This is a genomic window from Micromonospora sp. WMMD708 (genome assembly GCF_049315245.1).
Lineage (GTDB): Bacteria > Actinomycetota > Actinomycetes > Mycobacteriales > Micromonosporaceae > Micromonospora > Micromonospora wenchangensis.
On the sequence record NZ_CP186060.1, the window covers coordinates 1,033,592 to 1,057,035 of the forward strand.

The following is a 23,444-nucleotide window of genomic DNA, read 5'->3' on the forward strand; positions in this document are numbered from 1 at the left end:
TATCCGCTCGCCGGGATACCGCAACATCGGCCCAACTGAGCACCTGGACCGGGCGTGGGGCGGGGCGGCGTCAGCGGAGGGCGCGGAGGAAGCGTTCGGCGATCGGGACGGCGCTGGCCGTACTCGATCCGCCCTGCTCGACGAAGACGGCGAACGCGACGTCGCCCCGCCACCCGACGAACCAGGCGTGGGTGTGCGCCGGGTCGTCGTCGTACTCGGCGGTGCCGGTCTTGCCGTACACCGGTCCACCCGGCACGTCGGCCAGCGCCCTGGCGGTGCCGGCGGTGACCACCTCGCGCATCATCGTCCTCAGCGCCGCCACCGACTCGGCCCGCAGTGGCGGGCCGGCCGCGGCGGGCGCGGCGGGGGCCGGGTCGAGCACCAGTTTCGGCTGCTCGAAGCGGCCCCGGGCGACGGCGGCGGTCACCCCCGCCATGGCCAGCGGGCTGACCACGGTGGTGCCCTGACCGATCGCGGCGGCGGCCTGCTCGGTCGGCCCGCCGCCGGTGGAGACCTTGCCGGTGAAGACGTCCGCGCCGAGGTCCCACGAGCCCTCCAACCCGAGGGTACGACCGGTGGCGGCCAGCCCGTCCGGGCCGAGCTGCGGGGCCAGCGCCACGAACGCGGTGTTGCAGGACTTCGCGAAGTCGGTACGGAACGGCACCTTGCCCAGCACGAAGTCGTCGGAGTTCTTGAACGGGCGGCCGTCCACCACGCGGGTCTTCGGGCAGTCGACGGTGGTCTGCGGGGTCACCGCGCCCTTGTCCAGCAGGGCCAGGGCGCTGACCGTCTTGAACGTGGAGCCCGGCGGCACCTGGGCGGTGAAGGCCAGGTTCTCCCCGGCCGCTCCGGGGCCGTTGGCGGCGGCGAGCACCGCGCCGTCACTGACCCGTACCGCCACCAGGGCGGAGCGTCGCTTCTCACCCCGCAACGCGCCGTCGGCGGCGTTCTGGGTGGCCACGTCGAGGCCGGTGCGGACCGGCTGGCCGGGGCCAGGCTCCTGCCGGAACGCCTCGGTGACGACGGTGCTGCCGCCCTCGGGGGTGGGCCGGCGGATCTCCACGGTGGTGCCGGGGGCGCCGCGCAGCCGCTCGTCGTAACGGCCCTGGAGACCGCCGTGGCCGACCAGGTCGCCCTTGGCGTACCGGTCGGGGTGGGCGGCGAGGTCGTCGGCCTGCGCCGGGTCGACCGTGCCGAGCAGGGCACGGGCGAACTCCCGGGTCGGTGCCAGGTCGAGCTTCTCGGCCCGGAACTTCGTCCCCGGCAGGTCGTAGATCCGGGAACGGATCTGCCGGTACGCCTCGTCCCGCAACGTCACCACCTCGACGAACGCGTCCGGGTCGGCGTCGCGGAGCCGCTGCGGCAGGTCGGCGAGGTCGACCGGGGGGCTGATCGGCGGTCGGACCGCCCGGAACGCCGCGTCGAGCCGCCCCACCAGTGCCGCGACGTCCGGGATCTCGCCGGGTTGCAGTCCGATCCGGACCACCGGCCGGGGTGTCACGATCGGTTGTCCCGCGCCGTCGAGCAGCCCGGCCCGGGGCGCGGCGGTCCGCCGCAGCGTCAACCGGTCGCCCTTGGCCAGCTGCTCGTGCAGCACCTGCGGTTCCCAGATCACCTGCCACCTGTCGTCGCCGGAGTTCTGCCGCAACCGCAGCGGCCGCTGGTAGGCCCAGGCAGCCCCGCCCGGCAGCGTCCACCGGATGTCGACGGTGGTGGTGGCGAGGTTCTTGGTGACCTCGGCCTCCCCGACCCGCCGCAGGGCGGGCGGGGTGGCGGCGAGGTCGCCGGAGAGGGCCTTGATCTCCTCGACGACGGTGCCGGCGGGCACTCGCGCCCCGGTCGGCTCGACGAAGCCCACGGAGTCCAGATTGCCGGAGCGCCAGCCGGCGAGGAACGCGTCCACGCTGCCCGTCAGCCCGTCGTCGCCGGAGCAGCCGACGAGGGCGCCGGCCGCCAGCACGGTGGCGGCCAGGGCCGCGAGCCCTCGTCGCAGGGGCGTGCCGGGGCGGCGGTGGGGGTACGACAGGGGCATGGAGCTGCACCTTCCGGACGGCGGGCTGCCCTGCACGCTAGTACGCCGTCGCCGTCCGTACCGCCCCGCGCGGTCACCGGGGCCGTCCGGCCGGGCCGTACGCCGGCCCGCCCCGGGCCCCGGCGGGCCGGACGAAGTGGTGGACCCGAAGGTGTGATGAACATCCCGAGGCGGGGTACTCGGCACCCGGCCGATCGGGCATCTGCCACGGATGCCAGGCCAGAGTCCCGAACCGGGACGTCCCACCCCTGGTCCACCGACCGAGGCACGAAGCGGTAGGGCCTATGGTGGGGCGGCAGAGTGACCCACAACGCGGTGGGTCGTCGAGGGGAGTGGCACCGATGGACCGGCGTCCGGCGATCAAACCGGTACCCGACCTCCGGCAGAGCGACACCGGCCGGGACGACAGCTTCGATTCGGCGACCGACGGGGACAGCCCGCCGATCGACGGGGACGGCTACGGCCGACTCGACACCGGCGTGACCGGGATGACCGGTTCGAGCATCGACACCCTCTACGACCTGGGCCTTCCGGTGGAGGCGCTCGGCGAGGACGTGGAGGACGCCGAACTCGACGAGCCGGTGCCCAACGCGGAACGCCTGGTGGCGCAGGCGGTGGCGCTGGCCGGTGACGACCACGACGCGGCGACCCTGGTGGGCCGGTTCTGGCGGTTCGCGCCGGACGAGGAGCTGATCGGGTTCACCGCCGAGGAGATGCTCGACGCGGCGCGTGCCCACCGGGACCTGGCCCAGCAGCGGGTGCCGGGCGAGCTGAAGCTGCGCATCCTGCCCCCCGACGCCGACCAGCACCACACCGTCGTCGAGATCGTCACCGACGACATGCCGTTCCTGGTCGACTCGGTGACCGCCCTGCTCAACGCCCACCACCTCGACGTGCACCTGCTGGTGCACCCGCTGGTGGTGGTCCGGCGGGAGCCGCTGGGCCGGCTGACCGAGGTCTCCGCCGACGTGGAGCCGGACGACGCGATCGCCGGTGACCTGGTGGAGAGCTGGATGCGGATCGAGATCGATCCGGTCCGCGACGCCGACCAGCGGGACCAGTTGCGCCGCGAGTTGCAGCGGGTGCTCACCGACGTACGGGAGGCCGTCGAGGACTGGCCGAAGATGCGCCAGCGGGCGCTGGCGCTCGCCGACGAGCTGGCCTCGGCCCGGACGGCGGACGACCGCCCGCCGGTGCCGGAGAAGGACATCACCGACTCGGTGGAGCTGCTGCGCTGGCTCGCCCACGACCACTTCACCTTCCTCGGCTACCGGGAGTACCGGCTGGTCGACTCCGGTGGGCAGGGCGGCCCGGCGTTGGAGGCGGTGCTCGGCACCGGGCTGGGCATCCTGCGGTCGGACTCGCCGGAGGCGCGGGCGCTGTCGTCGATGACGCCCGAGGCGCACGAGAAGGTGATGGAGAAGCGGCTGCTGATCATCACCAAGGCCAACTCGCGGGCCACCGTGCACCGCTCGGCCTACCTGGACTACATCGGCTTCAAGATCTTCGACTCGGCCGGTGCGGTGGTCGGCGAACGGCGGTTCCTCGGCCTGTTCTCCACCGCGGCGTACCGGACCAGCGTGCGGGAGCTGCCGGTGGTGCGCCGCAAGGTGGCCGAGGTGCTGGACCGCTCCGGGCTGAGCCAGCGCAGCCACTCCGGCAAGGACCTGCTCCAGATCCTGGAGACCTACCCGCGCGACGAGCTGTTCCAGATCAAGACCGACGACCTGTACCACGCGGTGGTCGGCGTGCTGCGGATGGCCGGCCGCCGGCAGCTGCGGGTGTTCCTGCGCCGCGACGCGTACGGGCGGTTCATCTCCTGCCTGATCTACCTGCCCCGGGACCGGTTCACCACCCAGAACCGGCTGCGCATGCAGGACATCCTGCTGCGGGAGCTGAACGGGGTCGGGGTGGACTACACCACCCGGGTCACCGAGTCGATGCTGGCCCGGGTGCACTTCATCGTCCGCACCGACCCGAACAACCCGCCCGGTGACATCGACGCCGACCTGCTCGCCGAGGAGTTGGCCGACGCCACCCGGCTCTGGGACGACGACTACCGGCTGGTGCTCGAACGCAAGCTCGGCGACGAGCAGTCCAAGCGCCTGTTCACCAGGTACGCCGACGCGTTCCCGGAGGGCTACAAGGACACCCACACGCCGTACGAGGCGATGAAGGACCTCGCCAAGCTGGAACTGCTGGAGGAACCCGGCCAGCTGGAGATGCACCTGTTCCGCAAGCAGTGGGCGCCCCGGGCCGGGCAGCGGGCCGACGAGGCGATGGACGTGCGGTTCAAGGTCTACCGCTACGGCGAGCCGATGATGCTCTCCGCCGTGCTGCCGGTGCTGCACTCGCTGGGCGTCCGGGTGGTCGACGAGCACCCGTACGAGGTGGACCGGATCGACGGCCGGGTCTTCCTGTACGACTTCGGGCTGCGCCTGCCCGAGGGGCACCAGGAGCTGGCCGAGGTGCGTCCGCACGTGGAGAACGCCTTCGCCGCCGCCTGGCGGGGCGAGGCCGAGGTGGACGGCTTCAACGAGCTGGTCCTGCGGGGCGGCCTCACCTGGCGGCAGGTGGTGGTGCTGCGGGCGTACGCGAAGTACCTGCGGCAGACCGGGGCGGTCTTCTCCCAGGAGTACATGGAGCAGACCTTCATCGCGTACCCGCGGATCGCGGCGCTGCTGGTGGAACTGTTCGAGGTGCGGTTCGCGCCGGACGGGCGCGCGGCGGAGCAGCGCCGGGAACGCAGCGGCGAGCTGGTCGACGCGATCGGGGTCGCCCTGGACGACGTGGCCAGCCTCGACCAGGACCGCATCCTGCGCGCCTACCTGACGCTGATCCAGGCCACCCTGCGGACCAGCTTCTACCAGAAGCGCGCCGACGGGCGACCCAAGCCGTACGTGGCGTTCAAGCTGGACCCGCAGGCCATCCCGGACCTGCCGGCGCCCCGGCCCAGGTTCGAGATCTTCGTGTACTCGCCCCGGTTCGAGGGCGTGCACCTGCGCTACGGGCCGGTGGCCCGGGGCGGGCTGCGCTGGTCCGACCGGCGGGAGGACTTCCGGACCGAGGTGCTCGGCCTGGTCAAGGCGCAGATGGTGAAGAACGCGGTGATCGTGCCGGTCGGCGCCAAGGGCGGCTTCGTGCTCAAGCAGAAGCCGGGGGACCGGGACGAGGCCGTCGCCTGCTACCAGGAGTTCGTCGGCGCGATGCTCGACGTCACCGACAACATCGTCTCCGGTGAGATCGTGCCGCCGGTGGACGTGGTGCGGCACGACCCCGACGACCCGTATCTGGTGGTGGCGGCGGACAAGGGCACCGCGACGTTCTCCGACATCGCCAACCAGATCTCGGCGGCGCACGGCTTCTGGCTGGGCGACGCGTTCGCCTCCGGCGGTTCCGCCGGCTACGACCACAAGAAGATGGGCATCACCGCCCGGGGCGCCTGGGAGTCGGTCAAGCGGCACTTCCGCGAGTTGGGCCACGACACCCAGACCCAGGACTTCACGGTGGTCGGCGTCGGCGACATGTCCGGTGACGTGTTCGGCAACGGGATGCTGCTGTCGGAGCACATCCGGCTGGTGGCCGCGTTCGACCACCGGCACATCTTCCTCGACCCGGATCCGGACGCCGCCACCTCGTTCCGGGAACGTCAGCGGCTGTTCGAGCTGCCCCGGTCGTCCTGGGAGGACTACGACCCGGAGTTGATTTCCGAAGGCGGCGGGATCTTCCCGCGCGGGGCCAAGTCGATCCCGGTCACCCCGCAGGTGCGGGCGGCCATCGGCCTGGCCGACGACGTCACCCAGCTCAGCCCGGCCGAGCTGATGAAGGCGATCCTCACCGCGCCGGTGGACCTGTTCTGGAACGGCGGCATCGGCACCTACGTGAAGGCGTCCAGCCAGACCAACGCCGAGGTGGGCGACAAGTCCAACGACGCGATCCGGGTGGACGGCAAGAACCTGCGCTGCCGGGTCGTCGGCGAGGGCGGCAACCTGGGTTGCACCCAGCTCGGCCGGATCGAGTACGCGGCTACCGGCGGCCGGATCTACACCGACTTCATCGACAACGCGGCCGGGGTGGACTGCTCCGACCACGAGGTGAACATCAAGATCCTGCTCAACACCGCGGTCGCCGACGGCGCGCTGGACGTGCCCGCCCGCGACGAACTGCTCGCCCAGATGACCGACGAGGTCGCCGAACTGGTGCTGCGGGACAACTACGACCAGGCGCGGGCGATCAACAACTCGCAGGCCCAGGCCGCCTCGCTGCTGCCGGTGCACCGCCGGATGATCAGCGAGCTGGAGCGGGCCGGCCAGCTCGACCGGGCGCTGGAGGCGCTGCCCCCGGACGAGGAACTGGCGGTACGCACCGAGTCCGGGCTCACCGCGCCGGAGTTCGCGGTGCTCCTCGCGTACGTCAAGATCGTGCTGGAGCGGGAGATCCTGGCCGAGGGCCTCGCGGACGAGGAGTGGACGACCGACGTCCTGGTCAACTACTTCCCGACGCCGATGCGCGAGCGGTTCGCCGACCGGATGGCCCAGCACCGGCTGCGCCGGGACATCGTCACCACGGTCCTGGTCAACGAGGCGATCAACCGGGGCGGCATCTCGTTCGTCTTCCGGGTCGTCGAGGAGACCGCCGCGTCGGCGGCCGACGTGATCCGGGCGTACGTGGTGGTCCGGGAGGTCTTCGGGCTGCGCGAGCTGTGGGACGCGGTCGAGGCGCTGGACAACCAGGTCCCGCCGGATTTGCAGACCAGCGTCTACCTGGACACCCGCCGGCTGCTCGACCGGGCCGTGCGGTGGCTGGTGACCAACCGGCGGTCGCCGATCGACGTGCCGGCCGAGATCGAGCGGCTCCGCGACGGGGTGGCCCGGCTGCTGCCCGACCTTCAGGACCGGTTCCACGGCAGCGAGCGGGAGTCGTTGCAGGCGCACATCGACGCGATGACCGCCCGGGGGCTGCCGGCCGAGCTGGCCGGACGGGCGACCCGGCTGATGTACAGCTTCGGTCTGCTGGACGTGGTGGAGACGGCGCGGACCAGTGGCCGCGACGTCGGCGAGGTGGCCTCGGTCTACTTCGTGCTCTCCGACCGGTTCCGGGTGGACTCGCTGCTGTCGAAGATCTCCCTGCTGCCGCGCGAGGACCGCTGGCAGACGCTGGCCCGGATGGCGCTGCGCTACGACCTGTACGCCGCGCTGGCCGCGCTGACCGGGGAGGTGCTCGACTCCACCCCGGGTGACCTGCCGCCGCAGGAACGGGTGCTCCAGTGGGAGCAGTCGAACGCCACCTCGATCCACCGGGCGCACCGGGCGATGGGGGAGTTCGACGAGTCGCGGGCGGATCTCGCCTCGCTCTCGGTGCTGCTGCGGCAGATCCGCACCCTGGTGCGGACGTCCGCCGCCGCCTGACCGTACGCCGACCGCGCCCGGGGCGGGACTTCCGCCACGGGCGCGGTCGTGCGGTGACCGGGCCGGATCAGGACGTCAGCGTGGCGAAGACGACCACGTTGTCCTGGTAGCTGCCGGTGGCCTGGTCGAACTGACCGCCGCAGGTCACCACCCGTAGTCCGGGACGGTCGTTCGGGCCGTACACCAGGTCGGTGGGGAACTGCGCCTTCGGGTACGACCGCACCTCGTCGACGGTGAACGTGGCGGTGCTGCCGTCGGCCCGCGCCACCGCGACGGTGTCACCCGGCAGGAGCGCACCGAGCTGGAAGAAGACCGCCGGCCCGAGCTGCGCCGAGTCGACGTGCCCGACGATCACCGCGTTGCCGGTCTCGCCGGGGCTGACGCCCGGCTCGTACCAGCCGGCCCGCTGGGCCTGGTCCAGCGGGGGCACCTGGACCGTGCCGTCCGGGTTGGTGCCCAGCGGCATGATCTCCGCGTCGACCCCGATCCTGGGGATCGCGATCGTGGTGGGGGCGGAGCGGGGCAGCGGGGCGGGGCCCGGCGGCACGCTCGCGTCGGCGGGAACCTGCGCGTCCGGGTCGTCGACCGGCCCGGTGTCTACGGCCGGGGTGTCCGCGGGGACGGTGTGCGGCGCGGCCTGGGCCGCCGGCTGCGGCGGACGGGGCGGGGGAGTGGTCCGGATCGACGCGCCGATCATGCCGGAGCCGGCCATGGCGAGGAGGACGACGACGGCCGCGCCGGCGGCGCGCCACGGTCTCCCGTGACGGCCGCCGGCCCGTGTCGCCGTCGGGTCAGCCGAGCTCATCGGCCCGACGCCGGCGCATCAGCACGATGCCGCCGAGGGCGGCCGCGCCGATCATGCCGGCCCCGCCGGCGACCATGCCCCGGTCGGCGCCGGTGGTGGTCATCCCACCGTCACCGCCGTCGACGTGCCCCCTCGGCAGGACGATCAGGTCGCCCTCACCGCACGAGCCGTTCAGCTCGTACCGGCCCGGACGGGCGTCCCGGGAGACCTCGGCCTCGCCGTAGTAGACGAAGTCCTTCTGGTGCTCCCAGCCCCCCTCGTCCTTGCCGTAGCCGTACTCGTCGTCCTTGCCGTAGCCCTCGTGGCCCTGCCAGTCGCCCTCGTCGGACTCCTCGTCCCAGCCGGGCTTGCCGTGCTCGTCGGACTCCTCGTCCCAGCCGGGCTTGCCGTGCTCGTCGGACTCCTCGCCGGCCCCCGGCTTGCCGTGCTCGTCGCCCTTGCCTTCCTCGGGCTTGCCGTGGCCTTCGCCCTTGCCCTCTTCGGGCTTGCCGTGGCCTTCGCCCTTGCCTTCCTCGGGCTTGCCGTGGCCTTCGCCCTTGCCCTCTTCGGGCTTGCCGTGATCTTCGCCCTTGCCCTCTTCGGGCTTGCCGCCGTGGTCCGGGCCCTGGTCGGCGGCCATGAAGCCACCGCCCCGGCCGCCCGCCGGCGGCTGACCGCCGTCCGCCGGGGGCTGTCCACCCTCGGCCGGGGGCTGCGGCTTGGGGCCGTTGTCGTCGGGGGCCTGGCCGTCGGGACCCTTGCCGTGGTCCTCGCCCTTGCCCTCCTCGCCCTTGCCGTGCTCGTCGCCCCTGCCCTCGTCGTCCTTCCAGCCGCCGTGTTCCTCGCCGCGGCCCTCGGCGGGCTTGAGTTTGACCTTGCCGGTGACCTTGGACCAGACGAAGGCGTGTTCCTGCGCCTCCGGGCAGATCTCGATGAGCTTGACCTTGTCGCCGGGCTTGACGACATGCGGCTTGGCGATGACCTTGCCGTCCCGGCTCTCGCCGTCGTGGTGACCGTCCGCGAACGCGATCCCCGGCGTGAACACCAGAAGGGACGCGCCACCGAGAGCGGCACCCGCGACAACCTTCCCGAGCATCTTGTTAGCCATGACCTGCGTCACTCCATCCCCTGTTGTCCTGAGCCCGACGACAGTCGAGCTATGACCGACGTTAGACGGTTTCATGACTTATTCGGGGAAAGATTCGTGTTTTCGGCTTTACCGATGATGCGACCCTTAAGCCCCGTGAGCCGCTTGTGTAGGCGTTACCGCCCGGCTGCGCGGTCGGGGCGCTCCCGGCCGAGCTGGGCGGAGATAGGCTCGTAGTGGCCCGGATGCCGGACCGGGCGTTGCGGCCAGGTTGCCGCAAAGTATCGAGCCATTGCCATGGAAGCGCTCCCATGCAAGAATCGCTGCACGCGGTTCGGGGAGCCACACCGCGCACGGCAGAGGTCGAGGGCAACCGGTGCACCGGACGACATCGCCGCCGACCGGTCCGTGCGGGCCGGTGAAGCTCACCACCACCATGCCCGTCCTCAGGGTCGGGCACCCCCCGAGATGTCCCGTTGGCGCCGGGCTCGTCCGTACCCCAGGACGCTCACGCGCCACTTGCCGGTCCCCTCGTGGTGCCGGTCTCGCCCAAGGAGTGCAAAAGGCATGAATCTGTGGAGAAGTCTGTCCGCCCGACGCCGGGCGTTCGCCCTCACCGGGGCGAGCGTGCTGGTCGCGGGCGGGCTGGTGACCCTCCCGGTCACCGCGGCGCAGGCCGCCACCCAGTGCAGCATCGACTACACCACCAACGACTGGTCCGGTGGCTTCACCGCGAACGTCACCATCCGCAACGTGGGTGACCCGATCAGCAACTGGACCCTCGGCTTCACCTTCCCCAACAGCAGCCAGCGGGTGACCCAGGGCTGGTCGGCCAAGTGGTCGCAGAGCGGCCAGAACGTGACCGCCACCAACGAGTCCTACAACGGCTCGCTGGGTCGCGGCGGCAGCACCACCCTCGGCTTCAACGGCTCGTGGAGCGGCAGCAACCCCAAGCCGACCTCGTTCACGCTGAACGGGGTGGTCTGCAACGGCGGCACCACGCCCACCACCCCGCCGCCCACCACCACGCCTCCGCCCACCACGCCTCCGCCGACCACGCCTCCGCCGACCACCCCGCCGCCCACGACGCCCCCGCCCACCACGCCCCCGCCGGGGCAGAAGGTGGACAACCCCTACGCCGGAGTCAAGGGCTACGTGAACCCGGAGTGGAAGGCCAAGGCGGACGCCGAGGCCGGTGGCAGCCGGGTCTCCAACAACCCGACCGCCGTGTGGCTGGACCGGATCGCCGCGATCAACGGCACCACCGACAGCAGCTCCAACGGCGCGATGGGTGTCAAGGACCACCTGGACGCCGCCCTCGCCCAGGGTGCCGGCTACATCCAGTTCGTGATCTACAACCTGCCCGGCCGGGACTGCTCGGCGCTCGCCTCCAACGGTGAGCTGGCCGCCGACGAACTGCCGCGCTACAAGGCGGAGTACATCGACCCGATCGCCGCGATCCAGAGCCAGGCCAAGTACGCCAGCCTGCGGATCATCAACATCATCGAGATCGACTCGCTGCCGAACCTGATCACCAACACCTCCGGCAACGCCGGTGGCACGGTGCAGTGTGACGTGGTGAAGGCCAACGGCGCGTACGTCAACGGTGTCGGCTACGCCCTGTCCAAGCTGGGCTCGATCGGCAACGTCTACAACTACATCGACGCCGGTCACCACGGCTGGCTGGGCTGGGACACCAACTTCGGCCCGACCGCCGACATCCTGAAGACCGCGGCCACCGCGTCCGGCAGCAACGTGAACTACGTGCACGGCTTCATCACCAACACGGCGAACTACTCCGCCCTGAAGGAGCCGTACGTCAAGATCACTGACACGGTGAACGGCCAGACCGTCCGCCAGGCCAAGTGGATCGACTGGAACCAGTACGTCGACGAGCTGTCGTTCGCCCAGGCGTTCCGGCAGAAGCTGGTCTCGGTCGGCTTCAACAGCAACATCGGCATGCTGATCGACACCTCCCGTAACGGCTGGGGCGGCACCGCCCGGCCCACCGGCCCGGGCGCGACGACCAGCGTCGACACCTACGTCAACGGTGGTCGCATCGACCGTCGTCTGCACGCCGGCAACTGGTGCAACCAGGCCGGTGCGGGTCTCGGCGAGCGGCCGAAGGCCAACCCCGAGCCGGGCATCGACGCCTACGTCTGGGTGAAGCCCCCGGGTGAGTCCGACGGCTCCAGCTCCCTCATCCCGAACAACGAGGGCAAGGGCTTCGACCGGATGTGCGACCCGACCTACACCGGTAACGCCCGCAACGGCAACAGCATGAGCGGCGCGCTGCCCAACGCTCCGATCTCCGGCGCCTGGTTCTCCGCCCAGTTCCAGGAGCTCATGAAGAACGCCTACCCGGCGCTCTGACGAACCAGCCCGTCGCGGCTGGAGTGAGGCACTGACGCGGCGGGCGCACCCGGGCCCCCGGTCCGACCGAGAGGTCGGGCCGGGGGCCCACCCGTGTGCCGGGCCGCTGTCGCGCCGGCCTCAGGGGACGGTACGTTCCACCGCCGCCCGGCCCATCTCGGCCAGGTCGCGCCGGGCCCGTTCCAGGTTCGCCGGGGTCAGGTCCTGCCCACGCGCCATGACCAGGTCCTCCGGCTCCCAGGGCTGCTCCGCCCCGGTGCGGATGTTGTCCCCACCGGCCCCGGTGCCGGTACCGGTGGCCCCGGTGCCGGCGGCGTACGGGTCGCCGATCAGCTCATCGGTCGCACCACCGGGCTGGTCACCCGGCGCGACGAACGACGGATCGCCCGGACCGGCGCCGCCCTGGGCCAACTGCGGCACGGTGGAGTCGTCGTCCACCGCGGCGGCCACCTCCGGGCGCTCCTCCAACGGTCGGTTCGGGTCATGGTCGGTCATGGTGCCGCCCTCCTGTCCCAGACGCTTCCCGCGTCCCGGGTACCCCCTCCGGGCGACCCCATGCCGGGCGGATCAGACCTCCCGGGCCTCCTCGGTGGTGGGCGGCACCACCGGGCGCAGCCACTGCCAGGCCAGCATGAACAGCCCGAAGGCCAGCATCGCCAGCCCGGCCCAGAGGTTGATCCGGACGCCCTGCGCCTTGTCGATCTCGGCAGCCGAGTCGAAGAGGCCGACCAGGCCGACGATCACGCCGTACACCACGAAGAGGCCACCGATGACCCGGCGGATGTCGAACAGCCGGGCGGCGGCGGACCGCTTGCGTTCGTTCTCGGTCTCGGCGACCTGCGGGTCGTTCGCGCGTTCGCTGTGCTGGTCCACGCCTGCGCCTCCCTCTCGTGACGGACCGGGCTCAGAAGACCGGGATGACTCAGAAGACCGGGATGTAGAAGAGCACGGCCAGCACCAGCGCGATCGCGCCGAGCAGCACCGGCGACCGCCACCAGACCTGGTCACCGGCGAGCACGTCGCCCTTCAGGTCGATCCCACCCATCCCGTAGACCAGACCCTGCAACTCCTCGGCCCGCTTGGGGCGGGTCAGCGGGGTGACCACCGCCGCCACCACGGCGACCGTGACGAAGGCGATGCCCGCGCCCCAGAAGCTCTCCTCCAGGTCGGAGTTGAAGTGCACCACGCCGGCCTTGTAGAGCAGGTAGGTCGCCAACGCGGCCAGGGTGCCCGCCAGCAGCGACCAGAAACCGGCAAGCGCGCTCATCCGCCGCCAGAACATGCCGATGATGAAGGTGGCGAACAGCGGGGCGTTGAACAGGGAGAACAGCGCCTGGATGTAGTTCATGATGTTGCTGAACCCGGCGGCGATGAACGCGGTGCCGATGCCCACCACGACCCCGCCCACGGTGGCGATCCGCCCGATCCGGATGTAGTACTCGTCGGACCGTTCCTTGCGGACGTACGCCTGCCAGATGTCGTAGGTGAAGACGGTGTTGAAGCCGCTGACGTTGGCCGCCATGCCGGCCATGAACGAGGCGACCAGGCCGGTGACCGCGATCCCGAGCACCCCGTTGGGCAGCAGGTCGCGCATCAGCAACGGAATCGCGTTGTTGTAGACCAGGTCACCGGACTCGGCCCCCAGCCCCTTGACGGTGACCAGCGCGATCAGACCCGGGATCACGGTCACCACCGGGATGACCAGCTTCGGGTACGCGGCGATGATCGGCGTACGCCGGGCGGCGCTCATGTTCTTGGCCGACAGGGCCCGCTGCACCTCGGCGAAGTTGGTGGTCCAGTAGCCGAAGGAGAGCACGAAACCGAGCCCGAACACGATGCCCAGCCAGTGCGCGCCGAGCGGGTTCGCGGTGCTGCCGGTGCCCTCCCAGGCGTGCAGCCCGGCCTCACCCAGCTTCGAGTCGCGTACCGAGTCCATCAGGCCGGACCAGCCGCCCACCTTCACCAGGCCGATGACGGTGATCGGCACCAGCCCGGCGATGATGACGAAGAACTGGAGCACCTCGTTGTAGATCGCGCCGGAGAGCCCGCCGACGGTGATGTACGCCAGCACGATCACCGCGCCGACGATGATCGCCAGCCAGAGCGGCCAGCCGAGCAGCGCCTGCATGATCAGCGCCAGCGCGTACAGGTTGACCCCGGCGATCAGCACCTGGGCGACCGCGAAGCTGATCGCGTTCAGCAGGTGGGTCGGGCGGTTGAACCGCAGCCGCAGGTACTCCGGGACGCTGCGCACCCGGGAGCCGTAGTAGAACGGCATCATCACGATGCCCAGGAAGATCATCGCCGGTACGGCGCCGATCCAGTAGTAGTGGACGGTCATGATGCCGTACTGCGCGCCGTTGGCGGCCATTCCGATGATCTCCAGGGCGCCCAGGTTGGCCGACACGAAGGCCAGGCCGGTCACCCAGGCGGGCAGCGAGCGCCCGGAGAGGAAGAAGTCGACGCTGGTGCGGATCGCCCGGCGGGCGGCGAAACCGACCCCGAGCACGGTGACGAAGTAGAGCGCGAGGATTCCGTAATCCAGCACGTTCATGTTCAGTCTGAGCCCGGCACCGTCCATCGTCCGCCACCCTTCGATGCGCCGTCCACGCTCGCCGGGCGCGCTATTACCCCTCCTGCGGGCTTTCATGCCCGGCGTCCGGGTCGATTCGGCGGGCGGACCGGCGACGCCCCGGCCGGGAGTGTCCCGGTCGGGGCGTCGACGAGGTGGAGCACCGGCGGTGGGTCATCCGGTGCGGTGCCGGCGGGCCGCCCGCGCGCCGGTTCAGCGCCGGCTCGGCGGCGGTTCAGCGGCCCAGCACGCGGTCCAGGAAGTCGCGGTACCGCCGGACGGCCACCCGGAGCTGCTCGGTGTCGGCCTCGTCGGCGCCCTGCCAGCCGCCCAGCTTCTCCTTCTGCGCGGCGAGCGCCTCGGCGAGGGCCGCGATCGCCTCCTCGACGAGCGACTGCGCCTCGCCGGCCGCGCCCCGGGGGTCGTCGACGAACCGGAGCTGCACGTCGCGCCACCGGTCCCGGAAGCCCTGCGCGGCGTCCGCCTCGAACAGGGTCGCGGCGTCGCTGGGCACGTTCGCGCCCGTCGACCGGTCGGCGTCGGCACCGGCCGCCGCACCGGCGGCACCGGCCGCGACGACGCCGGCCGCCGTCGACCCGACGCCGCCGGGCGTCGCGTCCGGGTCGACCGTCGCCGGGGTGGCGCTGCCGTAGCCGGCGGCGTCGGTCACCGGGGCCGGCCGGTCGGTGTCCGGGTCCGGATCGGTGTCGTTGACGGCACCGGCGTCGATGTCGTCGGTGCCGGTGCGGTCGTCGGCGGTGCGGTCGGCCGACCAGCGGTCCCGGTCGTGGATCCGGTCCGCCCCGGTCGGGTCGGCCCGCTCGTCGTCGAACGGTCCGGTCCGCCCCGGCGTCCCGTCACCGGGCACGGCGAGGTCCTCGTCCCGGGCGTCCCGCTCGTCCTGCGGCCGTCCACCGGCCAGCGCCGACGCGGCCACCGCGTCGCCCACGCTGGTCGCCCCGAAGGCGGTGGGCAGCGGCGCGGGCTCGTGGAACTCCGGCCGCCGGTCCCCGTCCGGGCCGGTGCCGGCCGCCGTCTCCGGGTCGGTCGCCAGGTCGGCGTCGTCGCGGGGGTGCGGGTGGGTGAGGGGAGACCCGTCGTCGGCCCGCGGGCCGTGGTAGCCGTCGTGGTTGTCGAAGCCGTCCCGGTCGTCGATGCCGTCGCCGTCGTGGTCGAAGCCGTCCCGGTCGTCGACGCCGTCGCGGTCCCGGTGGTCGTGGGCCGTGGCGTGCCGGCCGACGGGCTCGGCGTCCACCGCGTCCGGCGGCGGCACCGCCACCGGGGTGGACCGGACGACCTCGGGGTGGTCGGTGGTCGACTGCTGCTCGTCCTGGCGCATGGTGGTGTTCTCCTCAGCGGGTGGTGGCGTCCTGCGGGCTGTCCGGGTGCTGCTGCTCCGGGAGGCGGTGCCCGACCGGCTCCTCGCCGAGCAGGTCGGCGACGAGGGTGCGGTAGTGGACGACGGCCTGCCGGAGATCCTCGGTGCCGGCCTCGCCACGCTCGTTGCGCAGCCGGATCTCGTGCGCCTCCCGGTAGTGGGTCAGGGTGCGGGCGTGCTCCACCGACAGGTGCGCGGCCTGCTCGGCGAACTCCCCGGTCGGGTAGCCCCGGTCGGCGATCAGGCGGCTGACCAGCTCGTCGGCGTCACCGACGGCCTCGGCCGGCGCGTCGACGAAGCGGACCTGGAGTTCCTCCCAGGCGGCGGCGTACCGGGCGCGGTCGGCCGGGCTGAGCGGGGTGAGCGTCAACTCCGCGTGGCGGCGCTCCCGCTCGCGCAGTTCCCGCTCGGCGGCGCTGCGGCTGTCCTGCTCCGCGACCACCCGGTCGTACTCGGGGCCGAACCGGGACCTCAGGGCGCGTCGGCGGCTGGCCACCACGGCCACGGCGACCAGCGCCGCCACCACCAGTACGGCGAGAACCAGTAGGACTATCTGCGTGGGCGACATGGCTCCTCCTTCGCCCTGCGGTATTCCCTCCCCGCACTGATCACCAATCCCGATCCGGCGAATTTCCTCCGCACATGCCGATCCCGACCGGGACGAAGCGGCCACGGCGTGCGTCCGGGCCCGATCGGGGAGAAATCCGATCACATTTTTCCATCGGTCCCGCCGGCCGGCGGGGAGTCGGCGCGGGCGCCAGCCGGCCGGAGCCGATGCCTGATCAACCCGGTTACGGCCTGGTCGGATGCCGGTCGGCCGGCGCGGCCCGGCGGGTGGCGGGGCGGCGACGCAGCGGTGACGCCGCAGGACGCACGGTAGTGCTGAGCGTCAGGATTACGTATCCTGCCCAAGGTGCCGCGCCGGTGCCCGGCATCGATGCCGGAACCGCCCGGTCGGTGCCGGCGCCACCGCCGACACTCCCGCCCGGGCGAGGAATCATGGACACCCGCGACTGGCCGATCCGCGCCAAGCTGACCGCCCTGGTCGTCACCCCGGTGGCCGCCCTCCTGGCGCTCTGGATCTTCGCCACGACGTTGACCTTCGGACCGGCGCTCGACCTGCTCGCCGCCCGCACCCTGCTCGCGGACTTCGGCCGTCCCGGCGAACGGGTGGTGGCCGAACTGCAACGGGAGCGGCGGGCCTCGGTGATCCAACTGGCCGGCACCGGCACCCTGCCCGCCCTCGCCGACCAGCGGCGACGCACCGACGAGGCGATCGTCGAGCTGCGCCGCAGGATGGACGGCGACGCGTTGCGGGACGCCGCCGGTGACCTGCTCGACGCCCGGCTCGACGCGCTCGGCGCCGCCCTGGAGGCGTTGCCTGCCGGGCGGGGGTTCATCGACCGCCGGCAGGTCGACCGGGCCGGCGCCATCGGCCTGTACAGCGGCATGATCTCCTCGGCCTTCCAGGCGTTCGCCGCGACGGCGGCGCTGCCCGACGCCGAGTTGAACCGGCAGGCGCTCGCCCTGACCGCGATCGGCCGCTCCCGCGAGCTGCTCGGCCAGACCGACGCGATGCTCGCCGGGGCTTTCGTCGCCGGCCGGTTCACCGAGGGCGAGCACCTGCGGCTGGTGCAGACCATCGCCAACGAACGGTTCCTCGCCGAGTCGGCGGTGGCCGACCTGCCGGCCGCCGACCGGGCCGCCTACCAGCGGCTGGTGGAGGGGGAGGTGTTCGTCCGGCTCCGCACCATGCAGGAGCAGCTGCTCAGCGCCGGACCGTCCGGCCTCCCGCCGATCGACCCGCGTACCTGGCAGGCCAGCCAGGAGGCCGTCCAGCAGGAGCTGCGCGACTTCGAACTCAGCCAGGCCGACGGGTTGGCCGAACGGTCCGTGCCGGTCGCCGTCACGATCCTGCTGCGCCTCGGCGTCGCCGGGGTGCTGGGCCTCGTCGCCATCGGGGTGTCGCTGCTGGTCGCCTTCCGGGTCGGCCGGACGCTGGCCCGCCGGTTGTCCGCCGTGCGCAACGCGGCGCTGGAACTGGCCGGGCACCGGTTGCCCGACGTGGTGGCCCGGCTGCGCCGGGGCGAGCAGGTCGACGTGGCCCGGGAGGCCCCGCCGCTGTCCTACGGTGCCGACGAGATCGGCGACGTCGGCCGGGCGTTCACCGAGGTCAGCCGGGTGGCGGTGCGGTCGGCGATCGACGAGGTGACGCTGCGTCGGGGGTTGAACGAGGTCTTCCTCAACCTCGCCCGGCGCAGCCAGGGCCTGGTGCACCGGCAGCTCGCGGTGCTCGACCGGATGGAGCGCCGCGCCGAGGACCCGGACGAGCTGGCCGAGCTGTTCCGCGTCGACCACCTGGCGACCCGGCTGCGTCGGCACGCCGAGGACCTGGTCATCCTGGCCGGGGCGGCGCCGGGCCGGGGTTGGCGGCAGCCGGTCGCCCTGCTGGACGTGCTGCGCGGCGCGATCTCCGAGGTCGAGGCGTACGACCGGGTGGACATCGGTCGGGTCGAGCCGGCCGGGTTGCTCGGCCGGGCCGTCGCCGACGTCATCCACCTGCTCGCCGAGCTGATCGAGAACGCGACCGCCTTCTCCCCGCCCGAGCGTCGGGTCGAGGTCACCGGAGCACCGGTCGTCGACGGCTACCTCGTCGAGATCACCGACCACGGGCTCGGGATGACGCCGCAGGCGGTCGAGGACGCCAACAGGCGGCTGGCCACCCCGCCCGAGTTCGACCCGGCTGACAGCGCCCGGCTCGGCCTGTTCGTGGTCTCCCGGCTGGCCGCCCGGCACGGCGTCCGGGTCACCCTGCGGGCCGGGACGCCGGTCGGGCTCACCGCGCTGGTGAGCATCCCGGCCGACCTGGTCACCGAGGAGCCACCGATCGCCCCGCCGACCCGGGACCGCCCGGCGGCGTCGGTGACCCGGCTGACCACCCTGCCCCGACCGCGGACCACCCGGACCAGCCGGGAGCGGCCGGACCAGACGGTGCTGCCGTTCGCGCCGGCCCGTACCTCGTCCGTGGAGGCCGCCGCCGACGGCGACGGTCTGCCCCGCCGGGTCCGTCGCCGGGGCCCGGTGGCCCGCCCCCCGCGCCCGCCGGCCGGCCCCGACCCGACCACCACCCGCTCTCCCGAGGAGGTGCGGCGGCAGATGTCGGCCCTGCAGGCCGGCACCGCCCGGGGGCGGCTGGACAGCAGCGGCGTGCACCCGGTCCCGCCGGCCGGGCCCGCTCCGACCGCGGGCGGCGACCCGGGGCGGTCCGACGCCGGGGCATCCCCGTCGTCGGCCGGGCCGGGGGCGACGCCCGATTCGACCGCGACTGAGAGGGACGCCTAGTGGTGCACACGACACGGCAGAACGCCGATCTCGGCTGGTTGCTCGACGAACTGGTGGAGCGGGTGCCGGCGGCCCAGCAGGCCGTGGTCCTCTCCGCCGACGGCCTGCTGCTCGGTGCCTCCGCCGGGCTGGAGCGGTCCGACGCCGAACACCTCTGCGCGCTGGCCTCGGGCTTCTCCAGCCTGGCCAAGGGGGCCAGCCGACAGTTGGCCGCCGGTGGCGTCCGGCAGACGGTGGTGGAGATGGAGGAGGCGTACCTCTTCGTCACCGCGGCCGGGCAGGGTGCCTGCCTGGCGGTGGCCTGCGCGGCGGACGCCGACATCGGCCTGGTGGCCTACGAGATGGCGATGCTGGTCGTCCGGGTCGGCGAGAACCTGACCGCGCCGGCCAGGGCGGCGGCGGGGATCGCCGATGCGGGCTGAGCAGCCGGGTCACCAGCACGAGTGGCTGGACGGCGCGGCCGGTCCGGTGGTGCGCCCGTACACCCTCACCGGTGGCCGGGTACGGCCCGCCGTCGGTGGCTTCGACCTGGTGGCGTACGTGCTGGCCGCCGCGGGCGTCGACCCGTACGGCCAGCCGGGGCTGCAACCCGAGCACCGTCGGCTGGTGGAGTACGCCCGGCAGCCGGTGGCGGTGGTGGATCTCGCCGCCGACCTGGATCTCGCCCTCGGGGTGGTCCAGGTGCTCCTCGGTGACCTGCTCGCCCGTGGGCTGGTCACCGTGCACGAACCGCCGGCCGCCGCCGGCCTTCCCGACGACGACATCCTCAAGGCGGTGGTCAGTGGACTACGTGCGCTCTGATCGCGACTCCTCAGCGGGCCGGCTGCCGCTGGCTCTCAAGATCCTCATTGCCGGTGGCTTCGGCGCCGGCAAGACGACGCTGGTGAGCGCGCTCAGCGAGGTCCGGCCGTTGCAGACCGAGGAGGTGCTGACCGACGCCGGTATCGGCACCGACGACCTGTCCGGGGTGGAGGGCAAGTCGACCACCACCGTGGCGATGGACTTCGGCCGGATCACCATCACCGACGATCTCCAGGTCTACCTGTTCGGCACCCCCGGGCAGGACCGGTTCTGGTTCCTCTGGGACGAGTTGGCCTTCGGCGCGCTCGGCGCGGTGGTGCTGGCCGACACCCGCCGGCTGGCCGACTGTTTCCCGTCGATCGACTACTTCGAGCAGCGCGGCATCCCGTTCGTGGTGGGGGTCAACTGTTTCGAGGACACCCGCCGGTTCGGCGTCGACGCGGTGCGGCAGGCGTTGGACATCGAACCGGAGGTGCCGGTGATGCTCTGCGACGCCCGGGACCGGCAGTCCGGCAAGCTGGTGTTGATCTCGCTGGTCGAGCACGTGGCCCGGCAGCGCGGCGAACCGGTCCCGGTGGGCTGACCGGCCCCGGGCCCCTGCCGGGGTGGAAACCCCGGAAACCGGGGTTGCCGGCGGGTGAACGGGGGAAGCCTGGGAGCGACGGCGGGATTCGGCGGAGGGGTGGTCCGGTGACGGGGACGATCGTCCACATCGGCGGTTACACGGCGGAGACGGGTGGGCGCGGGGAGGGCATCGTCGCCGCCCGGCGGGACCCGGAGTCGGGGAAGCTGACCCCGCTCGGCACGGTCGCGGTGACCCCGGCGCCGTCCTTCCTCGTCCGGCACCCGTCCCTGCCGGTGCTCTACGCGGTCAACGAGCTGCCCGAGGGGCAGGTGAGCGCGTTCGCGGTCGGTCCCGACGGCGGGCTGACCCCGCTGGGGGTCCGGTCCACCGGCGGTGCCGAGCCGGCGCACCTGGCGGTCGCCCCGGACGGCGGGCACCTCTTCGTCGCCAACTACGGCGGGGGCAGCGTCGCCGTCCTGCCGCTGGACGGGCAGGGGGTGCCCGGGGACCGCACCGACCTGGTGGTCCACCAGGGGCACGGTCCGGACCCGCAGCGGCAGGAGCAGGCGCACTGCCACATGGTGTCGCCCGATCCCGGTACCGGTCCGCTGCTCGTCGTCGACCTGGGCACCGACTCGGTCTACCGGTACGACCTGGACGCCGCCACCGGCCGGTTGACCCCGCGCGCGCCCCGGGTGCACACGGTCGCGGGCACCGGCCCCCGGCACCTGGCCCGGCATCCCGACGGGCGGCGCTGCTGGCTCTCCGGTGAGCTGGATGCGACGGTGACCGCCTACGAGCTGACCGTCGACGGTGCGCTGCACCAGCTCGGCCGGGTGGACGCCAGCGGCCGGTCCGGTCACGTCCAGCCGTCGGAGATCACGGTCGGTCCGGACGGCCGGTTCCTCTACCTGGGCAACCGGGGGGTCGGCACGGTGGCGGTCTTCGCCCTCGACGGGGAGCTGCCCCGGCTGGTCGACGAGGTCGACACCGGCGGGGAGTGGCCCCGGCACTTCGCGTTCTCCGGCCGGCACCTGTACGTCGCCGACGAGCGGGCGGACATGGTCCGGGTGTTTCGGGTCGACCCGGAGTCGGGCGTGCCGTCGCCGGTGGGCGAGCCGGTGCCCACCGGGAGTCCGACCTGCGTACTGCCCTGACGTCCGGCCGTCCGGGGTGGACCGGTGCCACGTCACGAGACGATATAGTTACTCACGGTGTCGAAATAGTGATCAACTGTTTCTCCTGCGTAACTTTCGTCCGAACGGTCATGGCAGAAAGCGAACGAGATACGCAAGATGGTCAGCGTGTCTGGCCGCCATCGCATGCGTTCAAGTATCCGTGGAGCGGGCGCCGCCGCGGCGGCGACCGCACTCGTCGTCGTGGTCGGCGGCTCATGGGTCGGTTACCAGCAGTTGGCCGGACCGTCCTGCTCGGGGGAGATCCAGCTCGCCGTGGCCGCCGCGCCCGAGGTCGCGCCGGCCGTCGAGGGGGCCGCGGCCCAGTGGACGACGGACGGGGCCGCGGTCGGTGGCACCTGCATCAAGGTGAACGTCACCGCCTCCGAACCGGTGGAGGTGGCCGCTGCGGTGGCCAGCAAGCACGGGGCCAGCCTCGCCGGGGTGGGGCAGGCCAGCGGCACCGCGGTCACCCCCGACGTGTGGATTCCGGACTCGTCGACGTGGCTGCTGCGCCTCAAGAGCGGCGGCGCCACCGCGTTCGCCCCCGGCAACGGCGCCTCGATCGCCCGCAGCCCCGTCGTGGTGGCCATGCCGCAGCCGGTGGCCAGCACCAAGTTCGGCTGGCCGGAGAAGAAGCTCACCTGGAACGACATGCTGCGGGCCGTACGCAGCGACAAGCCGCTGCGGGCCGGCATCGTCGAGCCGACCCAGGACGCCGCCGGGCTCTCCGGCCTGCTCTCCCTGACCGCCGCGGCCAGCGGCGGGGGCGGCGACGCCCAGCAGGCGACCACGGCCGCCCTGCGGGCGCTGGCCACCGGCCGCTCGGCGCTGCGGCAGGATCTGCTGGCCCGGTTCCCGCGCTCCAACGACCCGACCTCCATCGCCAGCGCGCTCGGTGCCGCCGCGCTGTCGGAGGAGGACGTCATCGCCTACAACAACACCAAGCCGCCGATCCCGCTGGCCGCGCTCTACCTGGAGCCGTCCCCGATGCCGCTGGACTACCCGTACGCGGTGCTGCCCGGGATCGACCAGGCCAAGGCGTCGGCGGCGAAGGTGCTCTTCGAACTGCTCACCACGCAGAGCTTCAAGAACCGGCTGGCCGTGCAGTCGCTGCGGGCCCCGGACGGCAACTGGGGCGAGGGCTTCCAGGCGCCGCAGGGCGCGCCGAGTCCGGCCGGCGGTGGTACGGCCGTGCCCCCGTCCGGCGGGACCGCCGCCGGTGGCCTGGACCCGGTGGCCATAGACCGTGCGGTCTCCGGCTGGTCGATCGCCACCCAGTCCGGGCGGATGCTCTGCGTCATCGACGTCTCCGGCTCGATGAAGGCCCCCGTCCCGTCGGCCAACAACGCCAGCCGGGAACAGGTGACGGTGGCGGCGGCCAGCCGGGGCCTGAACCTGTTCGACGACTCCTGGTCGATCGGGTTGTGGACCTTCTCCACCGAGTTGGTCGGTTCGCGGGACTGGCGGGAGATCGAGCCGATCAACCCGCTGTCCGGCAACCGGGGCAAGCTGGAGCAGGGGCTCGCCGGTATCCGTCCGTCCAGCGGCGACACCGGCCTGTACGACACGATGCTGGCGGCGTACAAGAACGTCCAGGACGGTTGGGAGCCCGGCCGGGTCAATTCGGTGGTGCTGTTCACCGACGGCAAGAACGAGGACAAGAACGGCATTTCGCAGAGCGCGCTGATCAGCCGGCTCAAGCAGCTCAACGACCCGGAGCGTCCGGTGCAGGTGGTCATCATCGGCATCGGTAGCGAGGTCTCCAAGGCCGAACTCCAGTCGATCACCAACGTCACCGGTGGCGGCGCCTTCGTCACCGAGGACCCGTCCAAGATCGGTGACATCTTCCTGAAGGCCATCGCGTTGCGCCCGAACGCACCGCGCTGATCGATCGCACAGTGCACATGGGTCACTGCATTCGGTG

16 protein-coding genes are annotated in these 23,444 nt (G+C 72.4%); 8 read left to right on the forward strand and 8 right to left on the reverse strand.

Translation table 11 applies throughout. The annotated features are described in order from the left end of the window. Nucleotides 1–70: 70 nt before the first annotated feature. Nucleotides 71–2,032, reverse strand: a complete 1,962-nt coding sequence (locus ACN260_RS04750) for a penicillin-binding transpeptidase domain-containing protein (protein ID WP_422754863.1) — start codon at nucleotides 2,030–2,032, stop codon at nucleotides 71–73. Between the two features lie 341 nt (nucleotides 2,033–2,373). On the opposite strand from ACN260_RS04750, the gene ACN260_RS04755 reads away from it, so the two are divergent. Continuing rightward, a complete protein-coding gene (locus ACN260_RS04755; RefSeq protein WP_422754864.1) occupies nucleotides 2,374–7,440 on the forward strand; it encodes an NAD-glutamate dehydrogenase in 5,067 nt (1,688 codons plus the stop codon). A gap of 67 nt (nucleotides 7,441–7,507) precedes the next feature. Here the strand turns inward: ACN260_RS04755 and ACN260_RS04760 are convergent, their stop codons facing one another. Both ACN260_RS04760 and ACN260_RS04765 read right to left on the reverse strand, forming a co-directional pair. Continuing rightward, a complete protein-coding gene (locus ACN260_RS04760; RefSeq protein WP_422754865.1) occupies nucleotides 7,508–8,245 on the reverse strand; it encodes a class F sortase in 738 nt (245 codons plus the stop codon). Continuing rightward, a complete protein-coding gene (locus tag ACN260_RS04765; RefSeq protein ID WP_422754866.1) occupies nucleotides 8,232–9,332 on the reverse strand; it encodes a hypothetical protein in 1,101 nt (366 codons plus the stop codon). The genes ACN260_RS04760 and ACN260_RS04765 overlap by 14 nt, the downstream gene beginning before the upstream one ends. A gap of 546 nt (nucleotides 9,333–9,878) precedes the next feature. Between ACN260_RS04765 and ACN260_RS04770 the strand changes: the two genes are divergently transcribed. Continuing rightward, nucleotides 9,879–11,684 carry a glycoside hydrolase family 6 protein gene (locus tag ACN260_RS04770; RefSeq protein WP_422754867.1) on the forward strand — a complete coding sequence of 602 codons (1,806 nt, stop codon included), beginning with the start codon at nucleotides 9,879–9,881 and terminating at the stop codon, nucleotides 11,682–11,684. Nucleotides 11,685–11,804: 120 nt separating this feature from the next. Here the strand turns inward: ACN260_RS04770 and ACN260_RS04775 are convergent, their stop codons facing one another. The 5 genes from ACN260_RS04775 to ACN260_RS04795 all read right to left on the reverse strand — a co-directional run bounded on the left by ACN260_RS04775 (nucleotide 11,805) and on the right by ACN260_RS04795 (nucleotide 16,202). After that, nucleotides 11,805–12,179, reverse strand: coding sequence for a hypothetical protein (locus ACN260_RS04775; RefSeq protein ID WP_422754868.1), 375 nt, complete (start codon nucleotides 12,177–12,179; stop codon nucleotides 11,805–11,807). Nucleotides 12,180–12,251: 72 nt separating this feature from the next. Beyond that, a complete protein-coding gene (locus ACN260_RS04780; protein WP_422754869.1) occupies nucleotides 12,252–12,557 on the reverse strand; it encodes a hypothetical protein in 306 nt (101 codons plus the stop codon). 49 nt (nucleotides 12,558–12,606) lie between these two features. After that, nucleotides 12,607–14,265 (reverse strand): sodium:solute symporter family protein, encoded by a 1,659-nt coding sequence (locus ACN260_RS04785; protein ID WP_422754870.1) that lies wholly within the window; start codon nucleotides 14,263–14,265, stop codon nucleotides 12,607–12,609. A gap of 226 nt (nucleotides 14,266–14,491) precedes the next feature. Further along, nucleotides 14,492–15,595 (reverse strand): hypothetical protein, encoded by a 1,104-nt coding sequence (locus tag ACN260_RS04790; RefSeq protein ID WP_422754871.1) that lies wholly within the window; start codon nucleotides 15,593–15,595, stop codon nucleotides 14,492–14,494. Between the two features lie 13 nt (nucleotides 15,596–15,608). After that, nucleotides 15,609–16,202, reverse strand: coding sequence for a hypothetical protein (locus ACN260_RS04795; protein ID WP_422754872.1), 594 nt, complete (start codon nucleotides 16,200–16,202; stop codon nucleotides 15,609–15,611). Nucleotides 16,203–16,633: 431 nt separating this feature from the next. Between ACN260_RS04795 and ACN260_RS04800 the strand changes: the two genes are divergently transcribed. From ACN260_RS04800 to ACN260_RS04825, 6 genes are all read left to right on the forward strand, one after another. Beyond that, the gene (locus ACN260_RS04800; RefSeq protein WP_422754873.1) at nucleotides 16,634–18,976 is read left to right on the forward strand and encodes a nitrate- and nitrite sensing domain-containing protein; all 2,343 of its coding nucleotides are present in this window, start codon (nucleotides 16,634–16,636) and stop codon (nucleotides 18,974–18,976) included. Further along, nucleotides 18,976–19,398 (forward strand): roadblock/LC7 domain-containing protein, encoded by a 423-nt coding sequence (locus tag ACN260_RS04805; protein ID WP_204928110.1) that lies wholly within the window; start codon nucleotides 18,976–18,978, stop codon nucleotides 19,396–19,398. Before ACN260_RS04800 ends, ACN260_RS04805 begins: the two co-directional genes overlap by 1 nt. Next, a complete protein-coding gene (locus ACN260_RS04810; RefSeq protein ID WP_204928109.1) occupies nucleotides 19,388–19,777 on the forward strand; it encodes a DUF742 domain-containing protein in 390 nt (129 codons plus the stop codon). Before ACN260_RS04805 ends, ACN260_RS04810 begins: the two co-directional genes overlap by 11 nt. Beyond that, nucleotides 19,758–20,360: a GTP-binding protein gene (locus ACN260_RS04815; protein ID WP_145921422.1), complete on the forward strand. Its 603-nt coding sequence runs from the start codon at nucleotides 19,758–19,760 to the stop codon at nucleotides 20,358–20,360. Before ACN260_RS04810 ends, ACN260_RS04815 begins: the two co-directional genes overlap by 20 nt. A gap of 107 nt (nucleotides 20,361–20,467) precedes the next feature. Further along, the gene (locus tag ACN260_RS04820) at nucleotides 20,468–21,499 is read left to right on the forward strand and encodes a lactonase family protein (protein ID WP_422754874.1); all 1,032 of its coding nucleotides are present in this window, start codon (nucleotides 20,468–20,470) and stop codon (nucleotides 21,497–21,499) included. 165 nt (nucleotides 21,500–21,664) lie between these two features. Then, entirely contained in the window at nucleotides 21,665–23,407 is a 1,743-nt protein-coding gene (locus tag ACN260_RS04825) for a substrate-binding domain-containing protein (protein ID WP_422754875.1), read from the forward strand. Nucleotides 23,408–23,444: the final 37 nt, after the last annotated feature.